This is a genomic window from Psychrobacter sp. Ps2 (assembly GCF_022129405.1).
Taxonomy (GTDB): domain Bacteria; phylum Pseudomonadota; class Gammaproteobacteria; order Pseudomonadales; family Moraxellaceae; genus Psychrobacter.
This window is the reverse complement of sequence record NZ_JADQAM010000053.1, coordinates 1-26,786: the sequence shown is the minus strand read 5'-3', so window position 1 is coordinate 26,786 and position 26,786 is coordinate 1. Positions and strand designations below refer to the sequence as shown.

22 protein-coding genes and 1 pseudogene are annotated in these 26,786 nt (G+C 43.4%); 18 read left to right on the top strand and 5 right to left on the bottom strand.

Annotated elements, in window-relative coordinates; genetic code table 11:
* Nucleotides 1-100 precede the first annotated feature (100 nt).
* The 6 genes from I3254_RS07585 to arfB all read left to right on the top strand — a co-directional run bounded on the left by I3254_RS07585 (nucleotide 101) and on the right by arfB (nucleotide 6,323).
* A complete protein-coding gene (locus tag I3254_RS07585) occupies nucleotides 101-1,906 on the top strand; it encodes an acyl-CoA dehydrogenase (RefSeq protein WP_179799280.1) in 1,806 nt (601 codons plus the stop codon).
* Between the two features lie 22 nt (nucleotides 1,907-1,928).
* The gene (locus tag I3254_RS07580; RefSeq protein WP_238052324.1) at nucleotides 1,929-2,936 is read left to right on the top strand and encodes an NADP-dependent oxidoreductase; all 1,008 of its coding nucleotides are present in this window, start codon (nucleotides 1,929-1,931) and stop codon (nucleotides 2,934-2,936) included.
* Nucleotides 2,937-2,939: 3 nt separating this feature from the next.
* On the top strand, nucleotides 2,940-3,722 hold the full coding sequence (locus tag I3254_RS07575) for an SDR family NAD(P)-dependent oxidoreductase (RefSeq protein WP_238052323.1): 783 nt from the start codon (nucleotides 2,940-2,942) through the stop codon (nucleotides 3,720-3,722).
* A gap of 158 nt (nucleotides 3,723-3,880) precedes the next feature.
* Nucleotides 3,881-4,645 (top strand): SDR family oxidoreductase, encoded by a 765-nt coding sequence (locus tag I3254_RS07570; RefSeq protein ID WP_238052322.1) that lies wholly within the window; start codon nucleotides 3,881-3,883, stop codon nucleotides 4,643-4,645.
* Between the two features lie 236 nt (nucleotides 4,646-4,881).
* On the top strand, nucleotides 4,882-5,724 hold the full coding sequence (locus I3254_RS07565; protein ID WP_238052321.1) for a CoA ester lyase: 843 nt from the start codon (nucleotides 4,882-4,884) through the stop codon (nucleotides 5,722-5,724).
* A 185-nt stretch (nucleotides 5,725-5,909) separates the two neighbouring features.
* Nucleotides 5,910-6,323 carry an alternative ribosome rescue aminoacyl-tRNA hydrolase ArfB gene (gene arfB, locus I3254_RS07560; protein ID WP_102091188.1) on the top strand — a complete coding sequence of 138 codons (414 nt, stop codon included), beginning with the start codon at nucleotides 5,910-5,912 and terminating at the stop codon, nucleotides 6,321-6,323.
* A gap of 153 nt (nucleotides 6,324-6,476) precedes the next feature.
* On the opposite strand, the gene I3254_RS07555 is transcribed toward arfB, so the two are convergent.
* The 3 genes from I3254_RS07555 to I3254_RS07545 all read right to left on the bottom strand — a co-directional run bounded on the left by I3254_RS07555 (nucleotide 6,477) and on the right by I3254_RS07545 (nucleotide 11,443).
* Nucleotides 6,477-8,372 carry an autotransporter domain-containing protein gene (locus tag I3254_RS07555; protein ID WP_238052320.1) on the bottom strand — a complete coding sequence of 632 codons (1,896 nt, stop codon included), beginning with the start codon at nucleotides 8,370-8,372 and terminating at the stop codon, nucleotides 6,477-6,479.
* A gap of 223 nt (nucleotides 8,373-8,595) precedes the next feature.
* Nucleotides 8,596-9,873, bottom strand: coding sequence for an MFS transporter (locus I3254_RS07550; RefSeq protein ID WP_238052319.1), 1,278 nt, complete (start codon nucleotides 9,871-9,873; stop codon nucleotides 8,596-8,598).
* A gap of 370 nt (nucleotides 9,874-10,243) precedes the next feature.
* A complete protein-coding gene (locus I3254_RS07545) occupies nucleotides 10,244-11,443 on the bottom strand; it encodes a sugar transporter (protein WP_238052318.1) in 1,200 nt (399 codons plus the stop codon).
* Nucleotides 11,444-12,185: 742 nt separating this feature from the next.
* On the opposite strand from I3254_RS07545, the gene I3254_RS07540 reads away from it, so the two are divergent.
* From I3254_RS07540 to I3254_RS07520, 5 genes are all read left to right on the top strand, one after another.
* On the top strand, nucleotides 12,186-13,100 hold the full coding sequence (locus tag I3254_RS07540) for a hypothetical protein (RefSeq protein WP_238052317.1): 915 nt from the start codon (nucleotides 12,186-12,188) through the stop codon (nucleotides 13,098-13,100).
* Between the two features lie 57 nt (nucleotides 13,101-13,157).
* Nucleotides 13,158-13,742 carry a YqiA/YcfP family alpha/beta fold hydrolase gene (locus I3254_RS07535; RefSeq protein ID WP_238052316.1) on the top strand — a complete coding sequence of 195 codons (585 nt, stop codon included), beginning with the start codon at nucleotides 13,158-13,160 and terminating at the stop codon, nucleotides 13,740-13,742.
* 103 nt (nucleotides 13,743-13,845) lie between these two features.
* The gene (locus I3254_RS07530) at nucleotides 13,846-14,472 is read left to right on the top strand and encodes a TetR/AcrR family transcriptional regulator (RefSeq protein WP_238052315.1); all 627 of its coding nucleotides are present in this window, start codon (nucleotides 13,846-13,848) and stop codon (nucleotides 14,470-14,472) included.
* Between the two features lie 80 nt (nucleotides 14,473-14,552).
* Nucleotides 14,553-15,536, top strand: coding sequence for an MDR family oxidoreductase (locus I3254_RS07525; protein WP_238052314.1), 984 nt, complete (start codon nucleotides 14,553-14,555; stop codon nucleotides 15,534-15,536).
* A gap of 403 nt (nucleotides 15,537-15,939) precedes the next feature.
* The gene (locus tag I3254_RS07520) at nucleotides 15,940-16,575 is read left to right on the top strand and encodes a hypothetical protein (protein ID WP_238052313.1); all 636 of its coding nucleotides are present in this window, start codon (nucleotides 15,940-15,942) and stop codon (nucleotides 16,573-16,575) included.
* Between the two features lie 94 nt (nucleotides 16,576-16,669).
* Here the strand turns inward: I3254_RS07520 and I3254_RS07515 are convergent, their stop codons facing one another.
* A complete protein-coding gene (locus I3254_RS07515; RefSeq protein ID WP_238052312.1) occupies nucleotides 16,670-17,350 on the bottom strand; it encodes a TetR/AcrR family transcriptional regulator in 681 nt (226 codons plus the stop codon).
* A 378-nt stretch (nucleotides 17,351-17,728) separates the two neighbouring features.
* Between I3254_RS07515 and I3254_RS07510 the strand changes: the two genes are divergently transcribed.
* The 7 genes from I3254_RS07510 to I3254_RS07480 all read left to right on the top strand — a co-directional run bounded on the left by I3254_RS07510 (nucleotide 17,729) and on the right by I3254_RS07480 (nucleotide 26,427).
* Nucleotides 17,729-18,880 carry an acyl-CoA dehydrogenase family protein gene (locus I3254_RS07510; protein ID WP_238052311.1) on the top strand — a complete coding sequence of 384 codons (1,152 nt, stop codon included), beginning with the start codon at nucleotides 17,729-17,731 and terminating at the stop codon, nucleotides 18,878-18,880.
* A 105-nt stretch (nucleotides 18,881-18,985) separates the two neighbouring features.
* Nucleotides 18,986-20,194, top strand: a complete 1,209-nt coding sequence (locus I3254_RS07505) for an acetyl-CoA C-acetyltransferase (RefSeq protein ID WP_238052310.1) — start codon at nucleotides 18,986-18,988, stop codon at nucleotides 20,192-20,194.
* Nucleotides 20,195-20,266: 72 nt separating this feature from the next.
* Nucleotides 20,267-22,468, top strand: a complete 2,202-nt coding sequence (locus I3254_RS07500) for a 3-hydroxyacyl-CoA dehydrogenase NAD-binding domain-containing protein (protein ID WP_238052309.1) — start codon at nucleotides 20,267-20,269, stop codon at nucleotides 22,466-22,468.
* Nucleotides 22,461-23,600, top strand: a complete 1,140-nt coding sequence (locus I3254_RS07495; protein ID WP_238052307.1) for a CaiB/BaiF CoA-transferase family protein — start codon at nucleotides 22,461-22,463, stop codon at nucleotides 23,598-23,600. Before I3254_RS07500 ends, I3254_RS07495 begins: the two co-directional genes overlap by 8 nt.
* A 280-nt stretch (nucleotides 23,601-23,880) precedes the next feature.
* Nucleotides 23,881-24,585, top strand: a complete 705-nt coding sequence (locus I3254_RS07490; protein ID WP_238052306.1) for a hypothetical protein — start codon at nucleotides 23,881-23,883, stop codon at nucleotides 24,583-24,585.
* Between the two features lie 312 nt (nucleotides 24,586-24,897).
* Nucleotides 24,898-25,902, top strand: coding sequence for a 23S rRNA pseudouridine(2604) synthase RluF (gene rluF / locus I3254_RS07485; protein ID WP_238052305.1), 1,005 nt, complete (start codon nucleotides 24,898-24,900; stop codon nucleotides 25,900-25,902).
* 81 nt (nucleotides 25,903-25,983) lie between these two features.
* Nucleotides 25,984-26,427 carry an SRPBCC family protein gene (locus I3254_RS07480; protein WP_238052304.1) on the top strand — a complete coding sequence of 148 codons (444 nt, stop codon included), beginning with the start codon at nucleotides 25,984-25,986 and terminating at the stop codon, nucleotides 26,425-26,427.
* A gap of 117 nt (nucleotides 26,428-26,544) precedes the next feature.
* On the opposite strand, the pseudogene I3254_RS07475 reads toward I3254_RS07480, so the two are convergent.
* A pseudogene (locus tag I3254_RS07475) lies at nucleotides 26,545-26,786 on the bottom strand (hypothetical protein); the annotation flags it as partial.

The window sequence follows — 26,786 nt, the reverse complement described above, 5'->3', positions numbered from 1 at the left end:
CTTATTTGACCATAATTATGTCATAAATGACAATACGGACAGGTATCAAATTAGACTAATATCAATTGATAACCACATTTAATCAGTTAACGAGAATACTATGGCCGCAGATACCCTCCTAAACGATTTTGAATTACCTTTCCAATTGTATGATGTGCTAGGCACAGAATCACTCACCGAGCACGCAAAGTTCTCAGAACATAGCCGTGAGACATTTGATGCTGTATTAGAGACAGCAAATAAGATTGCGACAGATTTATTTTTACCGCACAACCATATCGCAGATAAAAACGAGCCGCAGTTCGATGGTAAAAAAGTCAGCATGATAAACGATGTGAAAGTCGCTTTTGATGCATTCCGTGAGTCTGGCTTTATCGCAGGTCGTTATAGTTTTGAAGACGGCGGCATGCAGTTACCTGAGACGGTTATGACTGCTGTGGCAGGCTACTTTATGGCAGCCAATCCATCAACGACTGCCTATCCGTTTCTGACCACTGCGGCAATCAACGTCATCTCGCATTTTGCTAGTGATGATATCAAAGCCGCCTTTATGCCGCGCATGCTGACAGGTGAATTTACTGGCACCATGGCGCTGACCGAGCCGCATGCAGGTTCATCGCTTGCTGATATCAAAACCATCGCCGTAAAACAAGATGACGGCTCGTACCGTGTCAAAGGCAGCAAGATTTATATCTCAGCAGGTGATCATGAGCTGTCTGACAATATCGTGCATTTGGTACTGGCCAAAGTGCCAGGTGGTCCAGGCGGTGTTAAAGGTATCTCTTTATTTGCCGTGCCTAAGTATCGCTTGAACGCTGACTTGTCTGTTGGCGAGCGTAACGATGTACATCTGACCGGACTGATTCATAAACTTGGTTATAGAGGTGCAACTTCTACAGCATTGAGCTTCGGTGACGAAGGCGATTGTCATGGTTATTTGATCGGCGAAGAGCATTTTGGCTTGCGTTATATGTTCAAGATGATGAATGAGGCACGTATCGCTGTCGGTTTTGGCGCTTCTATGATTGGTTATCGTGGCTATCAGTATTCGCTAGATTATGCCAAAGACCGTACACAAGGTCGCATTGCGCCAAACAATAAGCCTGAAGATGATGCAACGGCCATTATTCAGCATGGTGACGTAAAGCGCATGCTATTGGCACAAAAAGCTTATTCTGAAGGCGGTATATCATTGTGCTTATATGGCTCAAACCTAATTGACCGTATCAACACTTGCGAAGACGAAACGCTAAAAAATGAGCTAACAGAGTTGTTGGATTTGCTAACGCCAGTGCTAAAAGCATGGCCATCTGAATATGGGCCAAAAGCCAATGATTTGGGTATTCAAGTATTGGGCGGCGCAGGCTATACGCGTGAATATCAAGCTGAGCAATTTTGGCGTGACAATCGTCTAAATCCTATCCATGAAGGCACAAACGGTGTGCAGGCGCTAGATTTGTCATTCCGCAAGTTATGGCAAAAAGGTGGGTTAGGCATTCAAATCCTAAAACGTGAGATTACACAAGATTTAGAAAGTATCACTACGCCTGAGAGCGCGCAACTTGCAGGCAAGCTGATGCCTTATATGGGTCAGCTGCATGAAGTGCTCGTGCATTTGGGCAAAGTGTTGCAGACAGAAGAAGCGCTGACATTGACTGGTAATGCTCAAGCACTGATGAATATTTTTGCCTCAATTGTACTGAGCTGGATTTGGATTCGCCAAGCCAGTAAAGCCGAGCAGCTACTAAGTACGACGCAAGATGTCGAGCAGCAGAATTTTTATAAAGGCAAGATACAAGCGGCCAAATACTTCATCGATTGGGAACTACCATTAGTTAAACGCGACATCGAATTATTAACCAACACCAACTCGGTTTGCACTGATATGCAAGCGGACTGGTTCTAAGAACAACTCTAAGGAAAGAGACATGACAACGATAAACAAACAATGGCGCCTAAAAGCAAGACCTGTAGGCGAGCCAAGCGCTGAGACTTGGGATTATACCGAGACAGAAATACCAACGATTACCGATGGTCAGCTACTGATTAAGGTTGAATACATCTCTATCGATCCGGCGATGCGTGGTTGGCTGAACGATGCCAAATCTTATATCGCGCCAGTACAAATTGGTGAAGTGATGCGCGCCGGTACTGTGGGTGAAGTGATTGAAAGTAAAAATGAAAAATTTGCAGTAGGTGACTATGTCGCAGGTCACGACGGCGTACAGTCATATGCGGTCAGCGATGGTACTGGTCTGCATAAAGTTGATCCGAGCCTAGCGCCGCTGTCTTATTACTTGGGTGTACTAGGTATGCCGGGGATGACAGGGTATTTCGGTCTCCTAAAGACGGGTCAGCCAAAAGCGGGTGAGACCGTGGTCGTCTCTGGCGCTGCTGGTGCGGTTGGTAGCTTGGTCGGTCAGATTGCCAAAATTAAAGGCTGCCGCGTCGTCGGTATCGCGGGCGGCGCTGAGAAATGCAAATTCTTAATTGATGAGCTTGGGTTTGATGCGACGATTGATTACAAAAACGAAGATGTGAAAAAAGCACTAAAGAAAACCTGTCCAGACGGCGTCGATGTGTACTTTGACAACGTAGGCGGTGATATCTTAAATGACGTGCTTACTCAGATTAATCTGCATGCGCGTATCGTTATTTGCGGGGCTATCAGCCAATATAACAACACCACGGCAGTAAAAGGCCCATCGAACTATCTATCACTGTTGGTCAATCGTGCTCGCATGGAAGGCATCGTGGTGTTCGATAATATCAAAGAATATCCAATCGCTATGAAAGAGATTGCTGGCTGGATTCAGTCAGGTGACATGAAAGTGAAAGACCATATCGTTGAAGGTATCGAGACGTTCCCTGATACTCTAATGATGCTCTTTAATGGTGAAAACTTCGGCAAATTAGTACTTAAGGTAGAGGGATAGATCATGACACTGAATACAAATGGAATTGCATCAGATGTAGCTGGCAAACAAATTTTGATCACGGGCGGTGCATCAGGCATCGGGGCAGCAAGCGCGTTGTTGCTGGCCAGCCGCGGCGCAAAAGTCGTCATTGGTGATATGGCAGAAGAGATGGGTGAAGCAGTTGCCAAGCAAGGCCAAGATGCTGGCAACAGTATCGTCTTTAAAAAAGTAGACGTGACCAGTGGTGATGAAGTGCGTGCGTTGTTTGACTTTGCAGTAGAAACGCTTGGTGGCCTAGATGTTGTGGTGAATAACGCTGGTATCGACCACAAGCCTTCACCAATGCATGAGCTAAGCGATGATGATTTTGATCGTAATATCGCCGTGAATTTAAAAGGTGTGTGGCACTGTATGCGTGCTGCGGTCAATTGTATGCTGCCTAATGGCGGTGGTCATGTGATCAACGTCGCCTCTATTGCTGGTCTTCGTTCAGCGCCTATGATTTCAGCCTACAGTGCAGCTAAACATGGGGTTATGGGTCTGACTAAATCTGCTGCCCATGAGTATGCTCGCGCCAATATTCGTTTTAACGCGGTATGCCCAAGCTTCATTGATACGCCAATGGTACGCAACACCATGGCAACGATGGATGAGCGTACACAGCAAGCAACGATTAAGGCCAGTCCACTGCGTCGCCTAGGTGATGTGAATGAAATCTCTAGTGCGATTGCGTGGCTTGCCAGCGATGAAAGCAGCTTTATGAATGGTCATGCCTTCACCTTAGATGGTGGTATGCTAGCGTAACCGTGATCGTTGAGCGCTCTTTGTTCAGTTCATTAGTGCTCGATAATCGCTGTTAGTTATGACAGCGATTATCTGCGTTTAGTTATCCAATTTTAGATACATGAATTCAGCGCTCAAAAATTATTGAAAATATAAAGTTTATAAAAATATAAGGAATAATGATGAAAGATTTATTTGATTTAACCGGTAAGATTGCTCTAGTAACTGGTGCTAGCCGCGGTATTGGTGAGTCTATTGCCCGTCTATTGGCATCAAGAGGCGCACATGTGATTGTCTCAAGCCGAAAAATCGATGCTTGCCAAGCAGTCGCTGATAGCATCAAAGCTGACGGTCATAAGGCCAGTGCTTTCGCTTGTCACGTGGGAGACATGGAGCAAATTGACGCAATTTTTGAGCATATAAAAAGCGAGTTTGGTCAAATTGATATCTTGGTCAATAATGCCGCAGCCAACCCTTACTATGGTCATATCTTAGATACAGATTTAGCCGCCTTTGATAAAACGGTTGAAGTTAATATACGTGGTTACTTCTTTATGTCGACGGCTGCTGGCAAAATGATGAAAGAGCAGGGTGGCGGTGTCATCTTGAATACCGCATCGGTCAATGGCTTAGTAGCAGGCGATAAGCAAGGCATCTACTCAATCACCAAAGCGGCAGTCATCAGCATGACCAAAGCATTTGCTAAAGAATGTGGTCCACTTAACATCCGTGTCAACGCGCTATTGCCAGGTTTGACGGATACTAAGTTTGCCTCTGCATTGACGACCAACGATAAAGTCTTAAAAATGGCGCTACACTCGATTCCGCTAGGACGTGTGGCTGAGCCTGATGAAATGGCTGGTACCGTATTGTATCTAGTGTCTGATGCCTCAAGCTATACCACAGGCGCGACTATCGTTGTCGATGGTGGCATGCTGGCTTAATTAGACAATCTATAAGACATAGGTTAGATAAGAAAGTAATTGTTTAAAACTGCATGAGACTCAAGAACCGCATGAGATTAATTTTCATGCGGTTTTTTTGATTTGGTTTTTTAATAGAATGTCTAAGTAATCTTGGTTTTGCACTATCTAATAAATTGCTAATTTTAAATGAACATCAGCTGTATAGTGGCATAATAAATATGCTAATAGCTACTTGGACAATATAGGAATTAAGCATGGATTCAATTATCAACAATAAAATAAAAACGATTTCTCAAAATAAAACATGGCTGTTTGTGCCAGCGACTCGCATCGATAGAGTAGCGAAAGCCTTTGCTAGTGGTGCAGATGCAGTTATTGTCGATTTAGAAGATGCAGTGGCTTTAGAAAGTAAGGCAGCTGCCCGCGAAGCATTACAACAATATCACGACAGTACAGGTTATCAGCCGATTTGGGTACGTATTAATAAAGCAGGCAGCGAAGAATTTTTCAAAGACATAGTGCTCTGTCAGAAAATGCCAAATTTAGCCGGCGTGTTACTGGCCAAAGCCGAGCAAGTCGCTGATATAGAGAGCGTATATCAGCTCACCAACTTACCCGTGATTGCATTGATCGAGAGTGCGATTGGATTATATCAAATCGATAGTATGGCAAAAGCAGTCGGGTTGGCCGCGTTTAGTTATGGATTTTTAGATCTGTGCAATGATTTTTGGGTACAAGTAGGTACGCCTGCCGCCGATATCATCGCCAATCAAATCCGCTATCAACTAATCCTGACGTCAAAAGTGCACCAATTATCGCCGCCTATCGATACCATTTATCCTGATTTCAATAGTGAAGTTGGACTGAGCGATCGAGTACAGTTATGGTCACAAATGGGGATGTCAGGGATGCTATGTATCCATCCCAATCAAGTGGCAGTTGTCCAACAAACAATGCAACCAACAGATGAGACTTTGTTATTCGCACAGCGTGTGATTAAAGAATATGAGCGGAGCGGGCAGGCAGTATTTGAGATAGATGGTCAAATGGTAGACGCGCCAGTGATTGAGCGTAGTCGTCAACTGTTGGCAAAGTAGCAGACCAATCCGTATTCAGTTAAATATAAGTAGTCGGTTCAATATAATTCAGATACTAGAAAGCCGAGTGGAAGTATTACAAGCAGTATACTAAGTGAGACTGACACCGTACCTAATTTATAGAGGATTGACTATATAATGCTTTATCATAAACCATATCCATTCACATTCGATAAAAGCAAACTATGATTTTTATTAATAATAATATCAGCCTCAATGATAATGAGGTAGAGATCAGCGCCATACGAGCGCAAGGCGCAGGTGGGCAGAATGTCAACAAAGTATCTTCTGCCATTCACCTGCGTTTTGATATTAACAACTCAAGTCTGAGTGATGAGTACAAGCAGCGACTGCTAAATAGCAAAGATAGCCGAATAACAAAGGAAGGCGTGCTGATTATCAAGGCGCAGCAGTTTCGTACGCAAGAGCGCAATAAAATAGATGCGCTTGAACGTTTGCAAAGTTTTATCACCAAAGCCACTTACGTTAATAAAACGAGAAGGCCGACCAAGCCAAGCAGAAATGCCAAACGTAAACGGGTAGATAAAAAGACCCAGCGCGGTAAGACAAAGGCTTTACGCGGTAAAGTAGATTTTTAGAGAGTTTGTGATAGTAGGTTTTATCGTTGAGAAGTTGTGCGGCAGAAAATTTATAGAGCAAAAGCTGTAGTAGGTTATTAGGTTTTTTTTGAATTTATAATGGTATAGGCGATTAATTGTCACCTATACCATTCTTCTAGATTAACAACTTATTTAGAATGCACCATTAAGTCCAACGAATAAGCTGGTTGAGTCATCGTCATTACCTTGTGAATGTGTGACACCAACGTTGGCATTTAAGAGGCCAAAGCTTCTAGATAGGCCAAGTGTCATAGCAACATTATCATCATCAGTTTCGACCATAGGCGTCTCAAAGCTGATATTTGGTAGCGTATTCAAACGTGCGGTTACTGCTTCACGATTATCACTCAGCTGCTTTTGGTAATGAATGTCACCAAATAAGTTTAGGTTCTCCATCAAGCTATGATTGGCTTTGAGACCAAGCTTGCCATATGTCGTAGAGTATTTCTGCTCATCGAACTGCATAGCAATGCCAGACATCTCTTTTTCTTTGAGTCCGTCAATTTTTACGCGGCTCGCTGTTGCACCGATATAAGGCGTGACGGCAATATTGCTCACTTGCATTGGGTAGCCTGCCTGCAAGTTGGCATAAAAGCGCTTGCCATCAGCATTTGACTTAAACTGCTGTTGGTTACTACCAAGTGTGACAGTACGTGTGACATCGACATCCATGTTGCCAAATCCTGCAGCACCATTGATCTGTAAACCGCCAAACTTGTTGCTATGATAGACACCAAAACCGATCTCTCCCAGATCAATATCACTCAAACCTGTGCCAACGTCTGAGTTTTCAAAGTCTTTTTGAGTGATATTGCCGTATAAGCCTGTTACTGCATTGGCTGAGTTAGGATGAGCAAAATCTACGCCAAGCAATACTTGGGTATTATTATCACCATCAAACCCTGCAATTTCTTGGTTAGCGACTTCACCGACGGCCCATAGCGTACGGGCAGGTTGTTGCTCATTGTTTTGGATTTGGTTGACGTGTGACTGTAAGCGCTCATTGGTTGCAAGCCCGGTTGTCGTTGCAATATGTGGCAAAACGCCGATTAAGCTAGGCGCAGTGACAACAGCATTTGCATAGTCGGCGATCATTTGATGTGCTTGACCAGTCGGGTGAATACCATCAGCGAAGAAGTAGGTTTCGCTGGCATCAGGTGTTTCTAGGTTGCTTGACCCGCAAAATAATGAGCTATTAGCAAACAAATCTTTAGTACAGGCTGGCGTGGTCATATTAGTAAATCCATAAGCTGTAGGATTACTAGCGATTTGTTGTAATAAGCTAAAAGTGTCTAACGGGATGATATTAGCCCCAGTACCCGCTACGCCACTCAGCATAAATTGATTGTATAGCCTGGTAGCGCCAGTACTTTGCGCCTGAGCAATAGGTCCTTGACCAATAGCTTCAGGGGTCAAACCAATATCAGGAATATTAGGCACTAAAATATATTTGGCACCATTGTCTTTTAGTGCCTGAATCGTTTCGGTCTGTCTTTCTACTGCGCCAAGTATGGTCGCTTGAGCATTAGCAGGATCTTCAGCTTCAGCCGCTTCACGTAAATCATTTGCACCGGCCCATACTACATATAGACCATTAGGGTCTACTTTGTTATTGGCTAAATAATTGGTTGTTTGAGTTTTGGCAGAGGCTACATCCACTGGAAATCCAAAATCTGTATTTATAACTTCTTCACCGGCTCTTGCCCCGCCAATAGCGTAGTTATTGCCAGTTTGATTTCCAAGATAGACAATGGGAACAGCCGTGGTACCTAGCTGCTCAGCGAATGAGGTCGCCCATGTGTTATCGGGGTTGGTAGTGAACTGACCTGATTCTGTGAGCCCTAAGTTACCTTGAGTTATGGAACTAAAATAGCCACCATCGGTCAGGCTATCACCGAAAAAGGTGACACTGTCATAAGCATTTGCGTGAGAAATACCAGCGATAGATAGGCTGATAGCAAGCATGCTTTTGGTAAAAGTTTTAAGAGTGGTATGGCTAATTTTAGAACGTGAGGTATTACGAGGCATAGCGACTTCCTTATCATCAATGTAATAGTTTGTCAACCGAGTGTAACCACTTTTTAGAAAGCTAGCAATCGTTTTGATTGTAAAATTGCAAGAAAATAGCCCAATCATAAACAGTATCAAAACAGCACTCCACAGTAAGATAATCAGGCCAAATGCGCATACAGATGTCACTGGCAGCAAGAGCAAAGTATAGTTAGGAGTATCAATACTATAGAGACTGGAATTAAGCTTGTTTTTGTGGACGCAATAATAAGGCAAGTCCAAGCGCTACAAAAGCGGCGATACCAGATATCATATAACTGATACTAAAGTCTCCAGTGGCTTCTGCAAGATAGCCTGCTGCCACTGGCCCGAGAGCCTGTCCACCTGAAAAGGCAAAAGTCAGTGCCGCAAGTGCACTCGCTGCTGCCGCAGGCCCGAAATAATCGCCTGCAGAAGCTGCCATAATGACAGGCACACTCCAAACCACTAGGCCAAACAAGATAATGGACAAATATAGCCCTAAACTCCAATCAGTAAGTCCGACCAACAGATAAGCGATGGCAAGGAAGAAAAAAGCCAGCGTCAGACCAAGGCGTCTACCAATATGGTCAGAAATCCAGCCAAACAACATGCCTGAGAACATGCTCAGCAGTCCAATCCATGCCCAAACACCACCAGCAGTCGCTTCACTTAGTTGATACGAGCCAACCATACTGGTGACAATGAAGGTGACGTAAACCATATAGGTGGCGCCATAAATAGCAAAGATGACACCTAAATGTACGAGCAGCTTAATATTGCTACGTTCTAGCTTTTTATTATTTTTAACAGGTAACGTAGGTGCGCGCCCAAAAGGGCTTTGGCTGACATCGTCTGGATGATTGCGAATCAAAGTAAAGGTAAGCCAAGCTACCGCAACATTAATCACGGCAAAAATTAGCCAACCTGTTTGCCAAGACAGTAGAGTAGAGATGGGTAAGAGTTTGGGTACGACAAAGCCTGATAAAATGATACCAAAGCCGGGTCCCGCCATGACCAATCCTAGAGCGAGCCCGCGGTGTGAAGGAAAAAACCAATGCGACATGACGCTCATCATTGGTAAGACCACGCCGCCGCTACCAATGCCTGTCAACACATAGAGTGCGCAAAGTATTGGAAAACTGGTGGTAAAAGCCATACCGAACATAGAGACAGCAATGAGGAGGAGGCTTGCCGTCGCAGTCGTTCGAGTACCCAGCCGAGATAGAATAAAAGGGCTTAGAAGCACTGCAACCAGATATCCTATCAGGTTAGTGAATCCCAAGATTCCACTTTGAGTATAATTTAACCCTAAAGAAGCCGACATGGACGGCAGTAACATGCCAAATGCGAATCGTCCTAACCCAAGTCCGCAGAACATTGCTACAGAGCCTGTAACGGCAACGATCCAAGCATAATGCAACCTGCCTAGCTTAAGAGGCGCAGTGTTATCTTGGTTTCCTTGATCTGGATTGTCTTGTTGCATCATTCCATCAGGCATCACGAATCTCCAACAAGTTGAAAATTCGCAATATATATCGTCACTAAATTTAAATTGTAGGTAATGACTTCCTTGTTTTGAATAGTATCCATTTCACACTCATCCTTTTGTGCTCAATCCCTATCAGTCCTTTATTAAATACACTTATAGCCTAAGTATACTTATGTCCAATAAAATTAGTATAACCGCACCTGAACGTTCGTTCAATCGGTGTCTAAGAAATCCTTGAAATGATTTGTAGGCTATATCGTTGTATTCACACATAAAGAAAATGCCAGCCCATTTATATGGCTGGCATTCTGCTTGTTATTTTCTGACGGTTACTTACTGTCTGCTGTTTTTTGGATACTATCTAATATCAGTTTATTAGCTAGCCAAGTCGCTTACTCAACTCAGGAAAGCGCTTGATCATAAATAGCATTAAGAGTAATGCCACAACTGCGATAGCCGCACCTGTGTATCCTACGCTAGATAGTGAAAGATGCGTCACGGCATAACCACCGAATAGTGCACCCGTACCAATCCCCAAATTAATAATACCTGAAAACATCGACATCAGCATGTCTTGCGCATTGACATCGACCATGATGACTTTGGCTTGCATCGAGATAATCAGTAGCATGAGTGCCGTGCCCCAAAGCAAGGCGATAAAGCTGAGCGCCCATACAGAGGCCACTGCTAGCAATAGTGCAAGCATAGACACGAGCATCAGTATGGTCGATATCAGCATCAATCTGGTATTGAACCGATCACCCCACCGACTGAAAATAACACTGCCTACAAGTCCAGCTGCACCGAATAATAACAGTACAAAAGTCGCAGCGTTTTCACTGATATTACCGACTTGGCGCATGAATGGTTCTATATAAGAATAAGCTGTGTAGTGCGCTGTAAAGACCAATAAGATAAGCAGGTATAGACAGAATAATAGGGGATTTTTAAGGAGTTCTGGAATCTTTCTAAAAGACCCCTCAAACATACTAGGTAGCGTTGGTAAGAGTCTCGCTTGTAGAATAAATACAATTAAGGCAATGACGCCAATACCGCCAAATGTCGCTCTCCAACCAAACCATTGCCCAACCAAACGCCCCAGCGGCACACCCAGTACCATTGCTAACGACGTACCCGTCGCCAGTACGCTAAGCGCCATGGCTTTTTTGCCTTCAGGTGCGACACGTATCGCGATTGCGGCCGTGATGGACCAAAATATCGCATGCGATAACGCAATCCCAACTCGGCTAATGAGCAGCACGTCAAAGCTCCATGCAAATACGGACAGTACGTGACTGGCAATGAATACGGCAAAAAGACCCAAGAGCAAGCGCTTGCGCTCAAATCGACTGGTCAATAGCATTAGTGGCAACGACATTGCAGCGACAATCCAAGCATAGAGTGTTAACATCCAGCCAGTCTCTGCCGTCGTAATAGAGAAATCTTGGGCAATGTCGCTCAACAGCGCCACAGGGACAAATTCTGTGGTGTTCATTATAAAGGCACTAACGCCCATCAAAAATACTTGAAAATACTGAGTTCGGCGAGCGTTTGAGCTGGCCTTAATGTTATGTGTCATAAAATCCAATACAAAGTAGATGCTAATACTGTGTGTAGTAGTAGGTCAAAATAGGGCAGATATGCTTAAAGACGGGAGTCGCGAGGCAAGATAGCAAGTCAGCGTTAATCTTGGAAGGTGTTTTTTGATAAGGATTGTTAATTGGACGTTTATTGAGGATACTTGAGTAATATGAAACTGTCGATAATGATACTTATTGCGTTGGGATACTTGCTAATGACTAAACTACAATTCATTTAAAAAGAAGCGACACCAGTTGTCGTATAAGGTTTTAAACCGCTTTATTTTTATGTGAGCTTATACTATAGTGATTAGGTCAGGCAAAATGACATGAGATAAAAACCAGTTAACCCTCGGAGCGCAACGCTTCACTTCTTAACTAAGTTTTTGAAACGCTATTTTAGCGAAGTCTTTCTAGTAGTGTTATTTACGTTTAATCCTAAACTTCTGCGCCCTTACAAATTCTACAAACCATCATATTGATAAACAAGAAACTTAGTAGAAAAAACTCGTTGGCGTTGCAAAAATATTAGCAATGTAACAGCGAAAAGCTGTGTCTAAAAAGCCTATCAGAATTAAAAGCTACTACCTTACCAAGTCGATTAATTTACTTAACTTTATAGATAATGACGTCATTTAAACAATGGCGAATAGGCTCGGCTGGCTTGAAATCGGCACTCAGAATATAACAACAACGAAAAACTGCAGCTAAACAACCAGTCAAAATAATAAGGATATAAATATGACGACATTAACGTATCAGTTTGAACAAAAACGGTTAGATAATTTTAAGTGGTCGGGTGGCTCAAAGCTATCTGGTATAACGGCACTAGCAAATGATGAGAAAGGCCGAATACGAAAACAGCCATTGTTTTACCTCGAAACGGTTTCTGTAGACAGTTATGAAGATGATATTTATTTCGTGAACAATACTAATGAGACGCTTAGTTGGGTAGCGCCCTTTAAACCCTATCGAAACATAACTGAAGCACGAGCAAAGCTAGGCGATACCAGTGATGAAAACTTACGTAAAGTGACGCTCTATAGTGATGACATAAATAGCGTATATCAGGATGTATTGCCTAAGCAGGGCGTGCGAATTGGTAGCACTCATATTATGTATGACAGTGATGCGATGATGCAGTGGTTCATACATGTGCCCTATAAGGGGCCAGATACTCATTATGCGATTTGGCAATTTAATGTAGTGGAAAAAGGCGGGATTCGAGGAACTTACCCATTGGTGTGGGATGATTTTAGTAAACCCTCGCACATGGTGAATTGTGACTGTTTGTTTGATCAAGCTGATATGCCGATAGAGGTCAGTATTTATGAAGAGCGCTGTGCAATGCTTGACAGGCTTATCGGGTCATTTGGCATATCAAATGCCATATTCATATTGGCAATCAATGATGTGCTCTATCGTTATGGCGTGGGCTGGAGCGCGCCCTATAGCGAGTCGGATATACAAGCGCAAGACATTGCGATGAAACTAATAGAACAAAAGCCAGAAAATGCGAAAGCGGTAAAAGCCGTTGTCCAAGCGGTTTATGACTTTTGGTTTAACGAAGGTTTTGCAAAAAATATCTCAGTGCAAGCTTGTGAGGAGCTTTTGAGCTTGTACCAAGCGCATGTTGCCACCCAAAAACCAGTTTAATTTATAAACTAAATTACCAAGAGCAAACCTAAATAATGATTAAAAAAGGAGAACCTTATGATGTTTCCTATTGAAAACAACGATACGTTTTTATTGTTTTTTCATGGTCTTGATTCAAGCAATAAGACCAGTAAATATACTTGTATCACGCGTGAGCCAAAATACTGTCAAACGGTCAATTATCGAGAGAATTTTGCAGAAGTATTTGAGATTTATGATGCATTGATTCGCGAGAAAATCGCACAGTACCCGCGAGAGGTGTTGGCAGGGCACTCGCTTGGTGGTTGGTTTGCCAATCATTTTACGCATAAATACAACTTGCGGGCACTATTGATTGCGCCTTGTATCTATCCAAGTGAGATATTGGCTGACCGTATCCCAGTAGTGGCCGATATGAAGCTGTCTTTTCCCACTACCAATACTGAGATGGTGCGGGTTATGGTAGAAGTCGATGATGAAAGTCTTGATGTGGCAGTCGCTAGACGAACCTTAGTGAATCTGCCTGATAGCTGGGACGTCGATTATTTTGAAGGCGGTCACCACCGTATCGCCCGTAGTAATGATATTTGGTATCACTTAACTCATTTGTGTGAAGATCCCATCGTTTGGATGGATGAGGCAACGTATCATGGTGAGGACTGATAGTAAGGACAGTCAAAAAACTCAAGCGACTGAAGGATAAATAAACCACTAAAAATAATCGATTGACATTAAAGACGATCGGTCATAATATCTATGCATGACAATGATTAAGCCAAAAGCCCGCCGAGGGCGTCCACCTAATGTTGAACGAGAGTTTACGGATACCCGTGAGGCTCTTTTGAGATCTGGGATGGAGATGCTGACAGAGCAAGGCTTTGCGACGACTGGTATCGATGCCGTACTCAAACGTATCAATGTACCTAAAGGTTCCTTCTACAATTACTTCAAAAACAAAGAAGCATTTGGACAGGAAGTGTTGCAGCAATACGCGTTATATTTTGCTCGCAAGCTAGATCATTGTTTTTTAAACGAGCAAGTGTCTCCTATGCAGCGCATCAGTGACTTTGTTGAGGATGCTAAGTCAGGAATGATTAAGCATGAATTTCGACGCGGCTGCTTAGTAGGTAACTTGGGTCAAGAGATTATCGTGTTGCCTGACAGTTTTCGTTGTGAGCTAGAAAGTATATTGCTTGATTGGCAGGAGCGTTTAGCAGCTTGTTTACGCCTAGCAGTACAACAAGGACAAATACATTCTCATAGTGATTGTGATGAGCTTGCTGCTTTCTTTTGGATTGGTTGGGAAGGTGCGGTTTTGCGTGCTAAGTTGACGCAAGATGTCAGTCCGTTAGATACTTTTTTCCGAGGTTTTGTAGCAGGAATACAGAAGTAATTTTTTATCTATATTTTTAGACGACTGGTCTAAATTATTTTTTACTCATTTATAGACGATTGGTCTAAATAGGAGCTGCTATGTTTAAAGCAATATTTATTGAAAAAAATGACGATGTTTATCAGTCTAGTCTGACTGAGATACAGGACACGCAATTGCCTGAGGGTGATGTCACGGTTCGTGTGGCATTTAGTACGCTCAATTACAAGGACGGATTGGCCATTACGGGTCGTAGTCCTGTGGTACGTCAATTTCCAATGGTTCCAGGTATAGATTTAGCGGGTACTGTCGAAACAAGCAGTCATCCTCGCTACAAAGTTGGCGACAAGGTGTTGTTAAATGGTTGGAGTGTGGGTGAGAAGTATTGGGGCGGTCTATCACAAAAAGCACGATTAAACGGTGACTGGCTGATCCCGCTCCCTGAGTCGATGACTGAACGTCAAGCAATGGCGATAGGTACAGCAGGATATACCGCAATGCTTTGTATAATCGCATTAGAGCGTCATGGACTCACACCAGAGAGTGGCGAAGTATTGGTGACGGGTGCTAATGGCGGCGTTGGCAGTTTTGCTATCGCACTTCTAGCAAACCAAGGTTACTCTGTCACAGCCTCTACGGGACGTCTAGAAGAAGCGGAATACCTAAAGAGCCTTGGTGCAACGACGCTCATTGACCGATCAGAGTTGAATAGTCCGGGACGTGCGCTTGGAAAAGAGAAATGGGCCGCAGCAATTGATTCTGTTGGTAGTCATACGCTGGCCAACGTTTGTGCCAGTACCTGTGAAGATGGTTTAGTCGCTACTTGTGGACTGGCTCAAGGCATGGATTTCCCTGCTACTGTTGCGCCGTTTATTTTACGCGGTGTTAGTTTACTTGGTATCAATAGTGTGACACGACCTTATGATGAGCGTGTAGAAGCATGGCAGCGTTTGAGCACAAGCTTGGATATGACGCAATTGGATGCGATCACCAGAGAGATTGGTCTAAGCGAAGTCATTCCGACAGCAAGCGAGTTGTTGGATGGTAAGGTTCGTGGTCGAATAGTTGTTGATGTCAATCGTTAGGCTATCGAGCATAATTTTTAATACTTCAACCTTAACATTTCGATGTTGTGCCTCTTTTTAATACATGAACAAATGATGCATCGAAATGTCTAAGATTGAATGCGCAAAGTGAAAAAGAATTATTCACAAACGGTCACAAATATCGGTATTTATTTTTTGTCATCTGATGTGCTATCATCGTTGAACGATCTATCGTGGGTTTAACAGTTTTGTTATTGCCGACCATGACAATAGTCTAATGGTGGCGTGACAAACCTTGCAACTTCCAGCACGATATAAAACAACTCTGGTAAAGCGCATGAGCCTGTACTCCGACAACCTCATTTGTGCCTGATTTTTTGCCTATTTGGGCGTATATCATACTTTTTCGTCGGAGTTACAGGAGTCTAAGGTGTTCAATATCATGAGCCACATTGCTAATCCATCTAAATATACCCGTCGTTATCACCCACGCCATTCTCTAGCGCAATATATCATCAACCAAATAGAGTCGCTTGAGCTGCGCCCGCAAGATATCGTCAAGCAAATGGGCTATCCTCTTAAACATACCATACCTGCCTATGACCGCCTGCGCCATGTACTGTCGAGCAAATTCCTTGGACTTGATGGTAGCTATATGGACAAACACTTTACCGCTGATGAGTTTTTGGCAAAATTATTTGCTGTGCTTGAGATACCTTATCAGCCATTTGCAGAGGATATCGCTCAGATTAAATATGACTTGGCGAATTATTCTAATACGCTACCCATATATAGCTTAAGAGCGGAAGTAGATTTTACATTTACGAGTGTCGATAATTGGGTGTCTCGTAGTAATGCTGCACGTTTGGCTCACATACGTCTCCCAAATGGATTTGCCAAATTAGACGATGCTCAACGTAAATCAGTGATTCAAGACAGCATCTGCGAGCATTATCAGCAGTATGAGGGCAGTTTGCCATACGATGGTGTTATCAAAGGTTATCGACTGACGATTGAACAAAACAACCATGTGGTTGATCATGCAGATTATGGCTTACCAAAATCCAGCAGTATCTAAAATGCTGTGAGTATATGAAGAGTGTAATAATCTAAGCTCATCGACTAAGAAGCCTTAGTATAAATTAGAAGACTCAGTATAAAAAAGCCTCACTTTATCGTGGGGCTTTTTGGTTCTTTGCATTAAATTTTTTGTTTAATGCTTCAGGTTTAGAGATGGCGCGCCATAAAATCACAAATAGCGCATCAAACTCTACATTTAATGGCGTCTCTGTTTGGCGAATGGTATGCATTAAGCCAAGTCGACTAATAAATCCCATAAACACATCGAAGAGTATGTGCAGTGGGACAGTGTCATTGAGCACCCCACGATTTTGACCATCTTCTAATACCGCCAAAAACGCGCCAATTAGCTCTTTGTTTTCATAGATCGCGATATTACGTATACGCGAGGCCGAGACAGAAGACAGCACCATCACCGCATCTGGATGCGAGTCGACAAAATCAAAGCAGACCCACAGTGTCTTACGTAGACGATCTTGTACGCTATCAATCCCTTGCAAATGATCCATAATTCTAGCGGCTAATCTGCCGAGCACAATATCCATAATGGTATAAAACAGCGTTTGCTTATCCCCGAAGTACTTGTAGAGCGTTTGCAAAGAGACATTTGCAGACTTTGCAATCTGCACCATCGTCACCTCATTAGCGTCAAATCCTGCGAAGACTTTACGAACGGCCTGTTCAATTTTGTTCAAAGTTGCAGGCCGCATATCGGATAGGGGAGCTAGAGATCGATTTTGCATGAGGCTATCTGACTGATGAGAGGTTTTCATATTTATTGCTTCTTAAAGTATTGGCTATTTGATATGTCCTATCAATTAAATGATTTGCTCGATAATTTAACGTGATTAAATTAACAAGTAATGTAAATTACCATTTTTATTTAATTGATTGCGAAGTGGTTTTTCGTAGCCTAGTATAAGACTCATATATTAATAAATACAAAGCATTTATAGTATATTTATAACGGTAATATAAATTACCATATTTTAAAAAACGGCTTAGCTATAGTCAGTTCAATATAATTTCGATACAAGGAAACCGAGTGCAAGTTATACATTAGTATGCTTAGCGAGGATGACGATGTAGCAGATTTATATAGACTTGACTATATAGTTGTTATTCACTTCACCTTGTCAAGGATAGACATCATGAGTATCGAAAAATTTACCCCAAACTGGATGACCGAAGAGCACCAGATGGTGTATGACAGCGCCTTAAAAATGTTTCAATCTTGGGATCCTAAAGATGAGCAGTGGCGCAAAAACGGCATGATTGATCGCGCTGCGTGGGAAGAGGCAGGCGAGATGGGGTTTTTGTGTGCAGCGATACCAGCTGAGTATGGCGGCGGCGGCGGGGATTTTGGTCATGAAGCGGCGCTTATCTACGCACAGACCGAAGCCAATCAATCGGGATTTGGCGGTATGGTACATTCAGGTATTGTCGCGCCTTATATTTTAGACCACGGTACTGAAGAACAAAAACAAGCATGGCTACCCAAAATGGCAACGGGCAAATATATTGGTGCTATCGCCATGACCGAGCCTGGCACTGGCTCCGACCTACAAAACATCAAAACCTATGCAGTAAAAGACGGTGATGACTACATTATCAATGGCTCTAAGACCTTTATTACCAATGGTCAGCATGCCAATCTTATCTTATTAGCGTGTAAAACAGACCGTGAAAAAGGCGCTCAAGGTGTCTCACTTATCATCGTAGAAACGGATAAAGTAGAAGGGTTTGAGCGTGGCCGCAATCTCGACAAGATTGGTCTGACATCGCAGGATACCTCAGAGCTGTTCTTTAGCAATGTACGTGTGCCGCAAAAGAACCTGTTGGGTACAGTAGAAGGCATGGGTTTCATACAGATGATGCAGGAGCTGCCACGTGAGCGCTTAATTATTGCGTTATCTGGGGTCGGCTCAATGAAGCTAGCGATTAGCTTAACGTTAGACTATGTAAAAGGCCGCGAAGCCTTTGGTAAACCTATTTGGAAGTTTCAAAATACGCGCTTTAAGATGGCAGAGTGCTATGCAGATTATCTCGCTGCCAGCACCATGTGTGATGCCGCAATGGATGCGATTTTAGAGAATAAACTGTCTGTACCGCATGCGTCATTGGTCAAATACTGGGTCACCGAAAAGCAATGTGAAGTCATCGACGAATGCGTTCAGCTGTTTGGTGGCTATGGCTATATGACAGAGTATCCTATCGCACGACTGTATGCTGATGCGCGCGTTCAAAAAATCTATGGCGGTACCAATGAGATTATGAAAGAGTTGGCTTCACGATTTATGTAGCCGCGTAGCTTATTGGTTGGTTACAAGCCCATGTCCTATCTAGCAAGCTAAATAGGACGTCAGCGCATTATTTACAAAATTTACAAAATAAAAAAAGGATTTTTTATGACTGAGACTGCTTACATTTACGATGCGATCCGCACGCCGCGTGGCAAAGGAAAAAAGGACGGCTCTTTATATCAGGCGTCACCGATTTGGCTGACGCGAACTTTACTAAAAGAGATGCAACAGCGCCACAATTTGGATACCAGTTTGGTCGACGATGTGGTGCTTGGCTGCGTGACGCCAGTGGGTGAGCAGGGCTCTGATATTGCACGTATTGCCGTTATTGATGCTGGTTGGGCGCAAAGTGTGGCTGGGTTAACCTTATCTCGATTTTGTGCCTCTGGTCTGGAATCCATTAATCTGGCGGCTGCCAAAGTCATGTCCGGTATGGAAGACATGGTAGTAGCAGGCGGCGTCGAGTCTATGAGCCGCGTACCGATGGGCTCAGATGGCGGTGCTTGGTACATGGATCCGCGCGTCAATGAAGCGACGCATTTCGTACCGCAAGGCGTAGGTGCGGATACCATCGCAACGCTCAAAGGCTTTAGTCGTAGTGATGTCGATGCCTTTGCCACCGAATCGCATCGTCGCGCTGCACAGGCTTGGGAGAAGGGGTATTACGACAAATCTGTCGTCGCTGTCACCGACATCAACGGTATGATGCTGTTGGATAAAGATGAAACCATCCGTCATAATACCAATGTCGAGACTTTAGCGGGTCTTAAACCGTCTTTTATTATGCCAGGCAAAATGGGCTTTGATAGCGTGATTTTGGACAGATACACCACGATTGAAACCGTCAATCATGTGCATCATGCAGGTAACTCTTCAGGCATTGTTGATGGGGCTGCTATTTGTTTGGTCGGTAGCGCGGCGGCTGGTCAAAAAGCAGGGCTAAAACCACGCGCCAAAATTACGATGGCCTCAGTTGTTGGTTCAGAGCCTGCCATTATGCTGGCAGGTCCAACACCAGCTTGCCAGAAAGCTCTCGATAAAGCGGGCATGCAAGCTTCTGATATAGACCTTTGGGAAATTAACGAAGCCTTCGCTGCTGTGCCGATGAATACCGCTGATGATTTTGGCATCTCGCTTGATATCGTCAACGTCAACGGTGGTGCGATATCCATGGGTCATCCGCTTGGGGCAACAGGCGCAATGCTAATGACAACTGTCCTTGACGAGTTAGAACGACGTGACTTAAAGACCGCTATGATTACGCTATGTGTGGGCGGTGGTATGGGAATTGCCACTATTATCGAGCGTGTTTAACCTTTCTCTAAAATAGACTGAAAACCAATTAGACTAAAACGCAATATACAAAGAATCATTTAAGGGATAAAAATGATGACAAATAACCAGGCAGCTAACCAAACAGCAGATAGCGTAACAGCCATTAATGAATTAGAAAACTTCTCTGCCCAGCGTGATGACGACGGTATCGTCACCGTCACGATTGACCAAAGCAAACGCAAAATGAATGTCATCGGTGATGGCTTTACGGAGACATTCGCCACGATAGTCGATAGTTTCATCAATGATGATTCAGCTACAGGCTTGATACTCACATCGGCTAAAGAAACCTTCGTGGTTGGCGCAGATATTGATCAATTGAACCAGATAAAGACAGCCGAGCAAGCGTTTGCATTGACCGAAGAACTAAAAGGGAGTTTGCGCAAGCTTGAGACCTCAGGCAAACCTGTGGTCGCTGCTATGACAGGAACTGCATTAGGCGGCGGTTTAGAGCTCGCGCTAGCATGTCATTATCGTATTGCGATTGACACACCCAAGACCAAGCTTGGTTTGCCTGAGGTGAAACTGGGCTTATTACCTGGCGGCGGTGGTACTCAGCGCTTACCAAGGTTAGTCGGTATTCAAGCAGCACTGGAGCTGATGACGCAAGGCAAAGAACTTCGCGCTGCTGCTGCAAAAGACATCGGACTTATTGATGCGACTGCTACTGATCAAGCAGATATGCTGAAGCAAGCAAAAGACTGGATTCAAAATAATCCAAGTGCGCAGCAGCCATGGGATAAGAAAGGCTTTAAAATTCCTGGCGGCGATAGCAAGCATCCAAAGGTAGTTCCTATATTCTCTATCGCCCCAGCCATGGCTAATCAAAAATCACATGGTAACTATCCTGCGATCACCCATATTATGTCTTGTGTGTTTGAAGGATGCCTAGTGGATATCGATACAGGGCTTGAGATCGAGTCGCGTTATTTTGCCGCTTGCGTACGGTCCACTGAATCTAGAAACATGATCAACACCTTATGGACGCAGCTGAATAGCATCAAAAAAGGTCAGTCTCGTCCTCAAGGATTTGAACGCACAACCACTAAAAAAGTCGGTATCTTGGGCGCTGGCATGATGGGCGCTGGCATTGCTTATGTCACTGCCAAAGCAGGTATAGATGTCGTGCTATTGGACACAGAGATTGCTAATGCTGAAAAAGGCAAAGCGTACTCTGCTAATATTTTGGATAAAGCCATCAGCCGAAAGCACGCTACCGAAGAGAAAAAACAAGCTCTACTAGAACGTATCACGCCAACAGTCTCTTACGATGATTTAGCAGATTGTGATCTTATTATTGAAGCAGTATTTGAAAACCGAGAAATTAAAGCCAAGTGTACCCAACAAAGTGAAGCAGTGATTTCAAACACAGCCGTCTATGCGTCTAACACCTCAACGCTACCGATTACTGGACTGGCAACAGCCAGTACGCGACCAAACCAGTTTATCGGTCTACATTTTTTCTCGCCAGTAGATAAGATGCCGCTCGTTGAGATTATCATGGGCGAGCAAACCGACGATTCAACATTGGCCAAAGCATTCGACTATGTTGTGCAAATAGGTAAAACGCCTATCGTCGTCAATGATAGTCATGGCTTTTATACCTCGCGGGTATTTGGCACCTATGTATCAGAGGGCATTGCGATGCTAGGAGAGGGTGTGCATCCACGTAGCATCGAAGTTTCCGGACTGAAAACAGGTATGCCAATGCCGCCCTTAGCATTGCAAGATGAAGTGTCATTAAGCCTAGCATTGCATGTCAGCGAACAGCAGCAAGCGGATATGGCAGCCGAAGGTAAGCCAATCGTAGTGCGTCCTTCTTATGAAATACTAAAAAAATTGGTCAATGAGCATGGGCGCGAAGGTAAGAAAAATGGCAAAGGATTCTATGACTATCCAACAGAGGGTGATAAGCATCTATGGCCTGAGCTTATCAACTTGTACCTGCCAAAATCGGAGCAACCTTCACAGCAAGATTTGGTAGATCGGCTAATGTTTATTCAAGCCAATGAATCCGCTAAGTGCTATGAGGAGAATGTCGTACGCTCAGTTGCCGATACCAATATAGGGTCTATCTTTGGTTGGGGGTTTGCACCGCAGTACGGTGGTACGCTACAGTTTATCAATGCGATGGGCGTGAGTGCATTTGTTGAGCGTAGCCGTGAGCTGGCTGCGAAATATGGCGAGCGTTTTGAGCCGGCTCAAATCTTGTTAGATATGGCAGCCAAAGGCGAGGCGTTCTCTGATGACTGACATGCATGTATCAAATCATGATCAAATGGCGGACTGTCTACAAGGGTTACGAGTGATCGATCTGACTCGTAATCTACCTGGGCCATTTGCTACGCGTTTGCTAGCAGATTTGGGCGCGGACGTCCTTAAAATCGAACCCAAACAAGGTGATCCTGCTCGGGTGTTTGGTGAGCTATTCGCAGCTCTAAACCACGGTAAGACGACCGAAAAATATGATTTTCATGATCCCAAAGAGATTGAAGCTATAAAAGCACATCTTAAAGAAGCTGATGTGATGCTAGATAGCTTTCGCCCAGGTGTCTTGGCAGAAATGGGGCTAGATGCTAAGACCTTGCATGTCATCAATCCAAAGCTAGTAATAGTGTCAATCACTGGCTATGGCGTAGCAGATTGTCATTCAACAGAAGGTGTCTACTTAGAAAGTGCTGAGTCAAAAAATAGCTCTCAAGTGACTCATGACTGGGCCAATAAGGCAGGTCATGATATCAATTTTATGGCTATGAGCGGTGTACTAGATCAGCTAAAAACAGCGCAGGGTGAGCAGGCCATGCCCAATATCCAGTTTGCGGATTTAGCAGGAGGTAGTGACACAGCAGTGATAGCACTGTTGGCTGCTGTATTTGCTGCCCAGCGTACGGGCAGAGGGCGACACATTGCTATTAGCATGACGCACAGTTTGTACAACCATATGGTCATGCCAAAGGTCACAGGCAAACTGATTAATAGCCTTTCAGGAAAGGACTTAAACGACATTCTACTGCCGCAGCATGATTTTTTGGGTGGTGCATTACCATGTTACCGACTGTACCAAACCGCTGACCAGCGCCATATGGCGGTTGGTTCCTTGGAGCTTAAGTTTTGGCAAGGGCTATGTGAGGTATTGGAGCTACCGTCGCTTAAAGAAATACACTGGCAACTTGGTATCATGCCCAATAGACCTGAGAGTGAAGCCGCGACCAACACAATTGCGAAAAAATTCGCCAGTCAAACGCTTGAGCATTGGCAACGTGTATTTTCAGCAAAAGATGTCTGTGTGACCCCTGTACTGAGTTTGCATGAAGCCAAAGCTCACCCTTTATTTGCACATCAAGATGAGCATCATTCAACGTCAGGATGGCAGCAAGTGAATTAATAATTAGTATGTAATAGCTCTGGAGAAAAGAGAAGAAGATATTGAGCCGCTGCTGGCTAGTATCTTTTCTTAGTCTTTATTATTCTAACTGTCTGTATAAACCAGAGTGATTGAACTTGTATATTTATAACTGTCTATCTAAAATTGCCTGAATAAGAGACAATACGCCCATAAATCCTAAAGTTTTACGGTACTGAAGCATAGTAGCGCGTTCAAAAGCTCTTAGAGATTGAGCAACAGACATTTAATAAATTTAACTTAAGCAAAAAGGCAGTTCTGAATGACCAAACATAACCCGTATAATTTTTTACCTTTGCAGCCAACAGGTAGAAACGAGACTAATACTGCTAATACTTATGCTCCTGAAGATATGATTAAAATATACGAGCAGCAGTTTCTCATTCAAGTGCCAGAAGAAGAGCTGACCGAGTTTTTGCCAGCGTTAAAAGCATTCTATGATATCGATAATCATACCTTAGATGTCAGTGCCATTATTTTTGATGCAATCGCAGACTCTGCTATTATTTATAATCATAAAATCAAAGTCGGCGACTATCAGATATTAGGTGAGTTGATAGAAGAGGCGATTGAATATGATGAAGACAACGAAAGTGATGAAAGCGCTGAGAGTGAAGAGATTCAAGCCTATACATTAGAGTGCCAACGTACATTTTTTATCAATGATGTAGAAATACCTTATCATTTCAATCTATTTATTTATGGTGATGGTTATTCTACTTTGACCAAAAAAGAAACCGTACTAGAAAAAATGTATTGGTTTGTCAGAGGTAGGTTTGAAGAGGATTTGCTGGATGACGCTGAAGACAACGACAGCTTAGAAACTATTAATGCGCAACTAGCCAGTTTAGGTATTCGTGAAATGGATCTGACGACTGTGGATGAGATAATCAGCTATGTAGAAGGCAGTATCATTGACGATCTAATGGTGGACGAGCTTAATAAACTGTTGGATGATGCTGAATAGTGAGTAAGATAAGTTAGTAGAGTGATCAGCAAAAGAACAGATTTGAAAAATTATATAGCTGAAAAACTAGAAAAAAGCCTCACTGCTCGTATGATGAATGGTGAGGCTTTTTAAACTCACAACCTCATAAATAAGTTCTTTCGTCATCATTCAAAATTACATGACGCTATACATTTATAGGTTTTTATCCATCTCCCATCAAAGGGTCAGTCGATTTCCTATATAATGTGAGCTATTTCGTTATTGTTGATCCATTCAATTTAGGCTTTTTTCTTAGCAAAAAACGCTTCTTATCAGGTAAAACGGTGCTTTATGTTCAACGCTTCCTCGACTCGTTTAAATAAATACATCAGCGAAAGTGGTATTTGCTCTAGGCGAGACGCTGACCGCTTTATTGAACAAGGTAATGTATACATCAATGGCAAACGTGCGTCGGTAGGTGATCAGGTAGTCGCTGGTGATGCAGTAAAAGTCAACGGGCAGCCTATTGAGCCACGAGAGCCTGATGATTTTATTTTTATTGCATTAAATAAGCCAGTGGGCATTGTGAGCACCACGGAAAGCTCTGAGAAAAATAATATTGTCGATTTTGTGCGACATAGTTTGCGTATTTTTCCGATTGGCCGTTTGGACAAAGATTCTCAAGGTTTGATCTTTTTGACTAATAATGGCGATTTGGTCAATAAGGTACTACGTGCTGGCAATAATCACGAGAAAGAGTATCTAGTTACAGTAAATAAGCCGTTAACGGATAGTGTTATCGAAGGTCTGGCGGGCGGTGTACCGATGCTTGGCAAGATGACCAAAAAATGCCCAGTGACTAAAGTAGCTCCTAATGTCTTTAATATAACGCTCGTACAAGGCTTGAACCGTCAAATTCGCCGTATGTGTGAACACTTTGGCTACGAAGTCGTTAAGCTTGAACGTACGCGGATTATGAATGTAAGTCTTAAGGGTCTTCCCGTTGGTGACTGGCGGGACTTGACTCCAAAAGAGCTGTCTGTGTTGCTTAAATCTGTAGAAGACTCTTCTTCGCAAGACAATCACTCAAACAAGAAATCTCGCAATGCACCACGAAAAAAACCTCGTACGGATGCTTCGTCAAAGTCAAAACCATCTACAAAATCAGCAGGTGCAGCAAAGGGGCGTAACACATATACCAAGGACGATGCTAGAAAACCAACAGGTTCTAAAGGTAGGGATGGACGTCCTACTGGTCGTGGTAAGCCGTCAGGCAGTAATGGTAAATCTGGAGGCAATGGTAAACCTGCTACTAATGGCAGGCGTCCTTCAAAGGGACGAGGCTCTTCACGGTAATAATTTTTCACAATGTGACGGCTATATTTATTTCTAAAATGGCAGTAGGCTAAATAACTTTAATCTTAATGAGATCATATTATGTTTAAAATAAAAGTAGAGCGCATTGTCAAAAAACCGATTGATGAGGTATTTGAAGCACTGAGTGACCATGCCAGTTATGGCTCATTTAAAGCGGTGGGAGTGGCTAAATTGGTGAATGAAGGTGACGAGGAGCGCAATGGTGTCGGGGCTTTACGTAGCATTCAAACGGGACCCGTTAAGTTCTGGGAACGGATTACAGCGTTTGAGCGTCCTACTCATATGCAATACCAAATCGAAAAATCTAAACCCATCAAAATGCAGCATGATAAAGGCATCATTGACTTAAAAGACTTGGGCGATGGCACCACACACGTGACTTGGGTATCTGAGGGTCGATTGACGGTACCATTGCCATTAATCAGTCGCCTATTTGACCGTCAAATGCAGAAACAAGGAACCATAGGGTTTAGTAGCATACTTAAATCTATAGAAAGCCGCTAATTTAGCGGCAGTATTGGATTTTCTGATATCACTCTCTAGTGATGGCTTATTTTATTTGAGCTATCACCGTCTGACCTATGCTGTCAAATCTGTAGACATTGACTTGGGAGATTTTAGTTACGCAGCTTGACGATAAAAATCAAACCACACCTGTCTTGGCGTTTTATAGCCCAAACCCTTTTGGATTCTAGTCCCACTGCGAGCATAGCTCTTGCCTTGCGTCGCTGCAAAGCAGTGCTTTGCTAATAGCTCCTCATTATACTCAAGCTCAATATATTTAATGATGTCATTGATAGCTTCGAATCTCATTTTATAATCCTGATGATACACTAACTCATTTTTCAATATGCCCCAGAAAC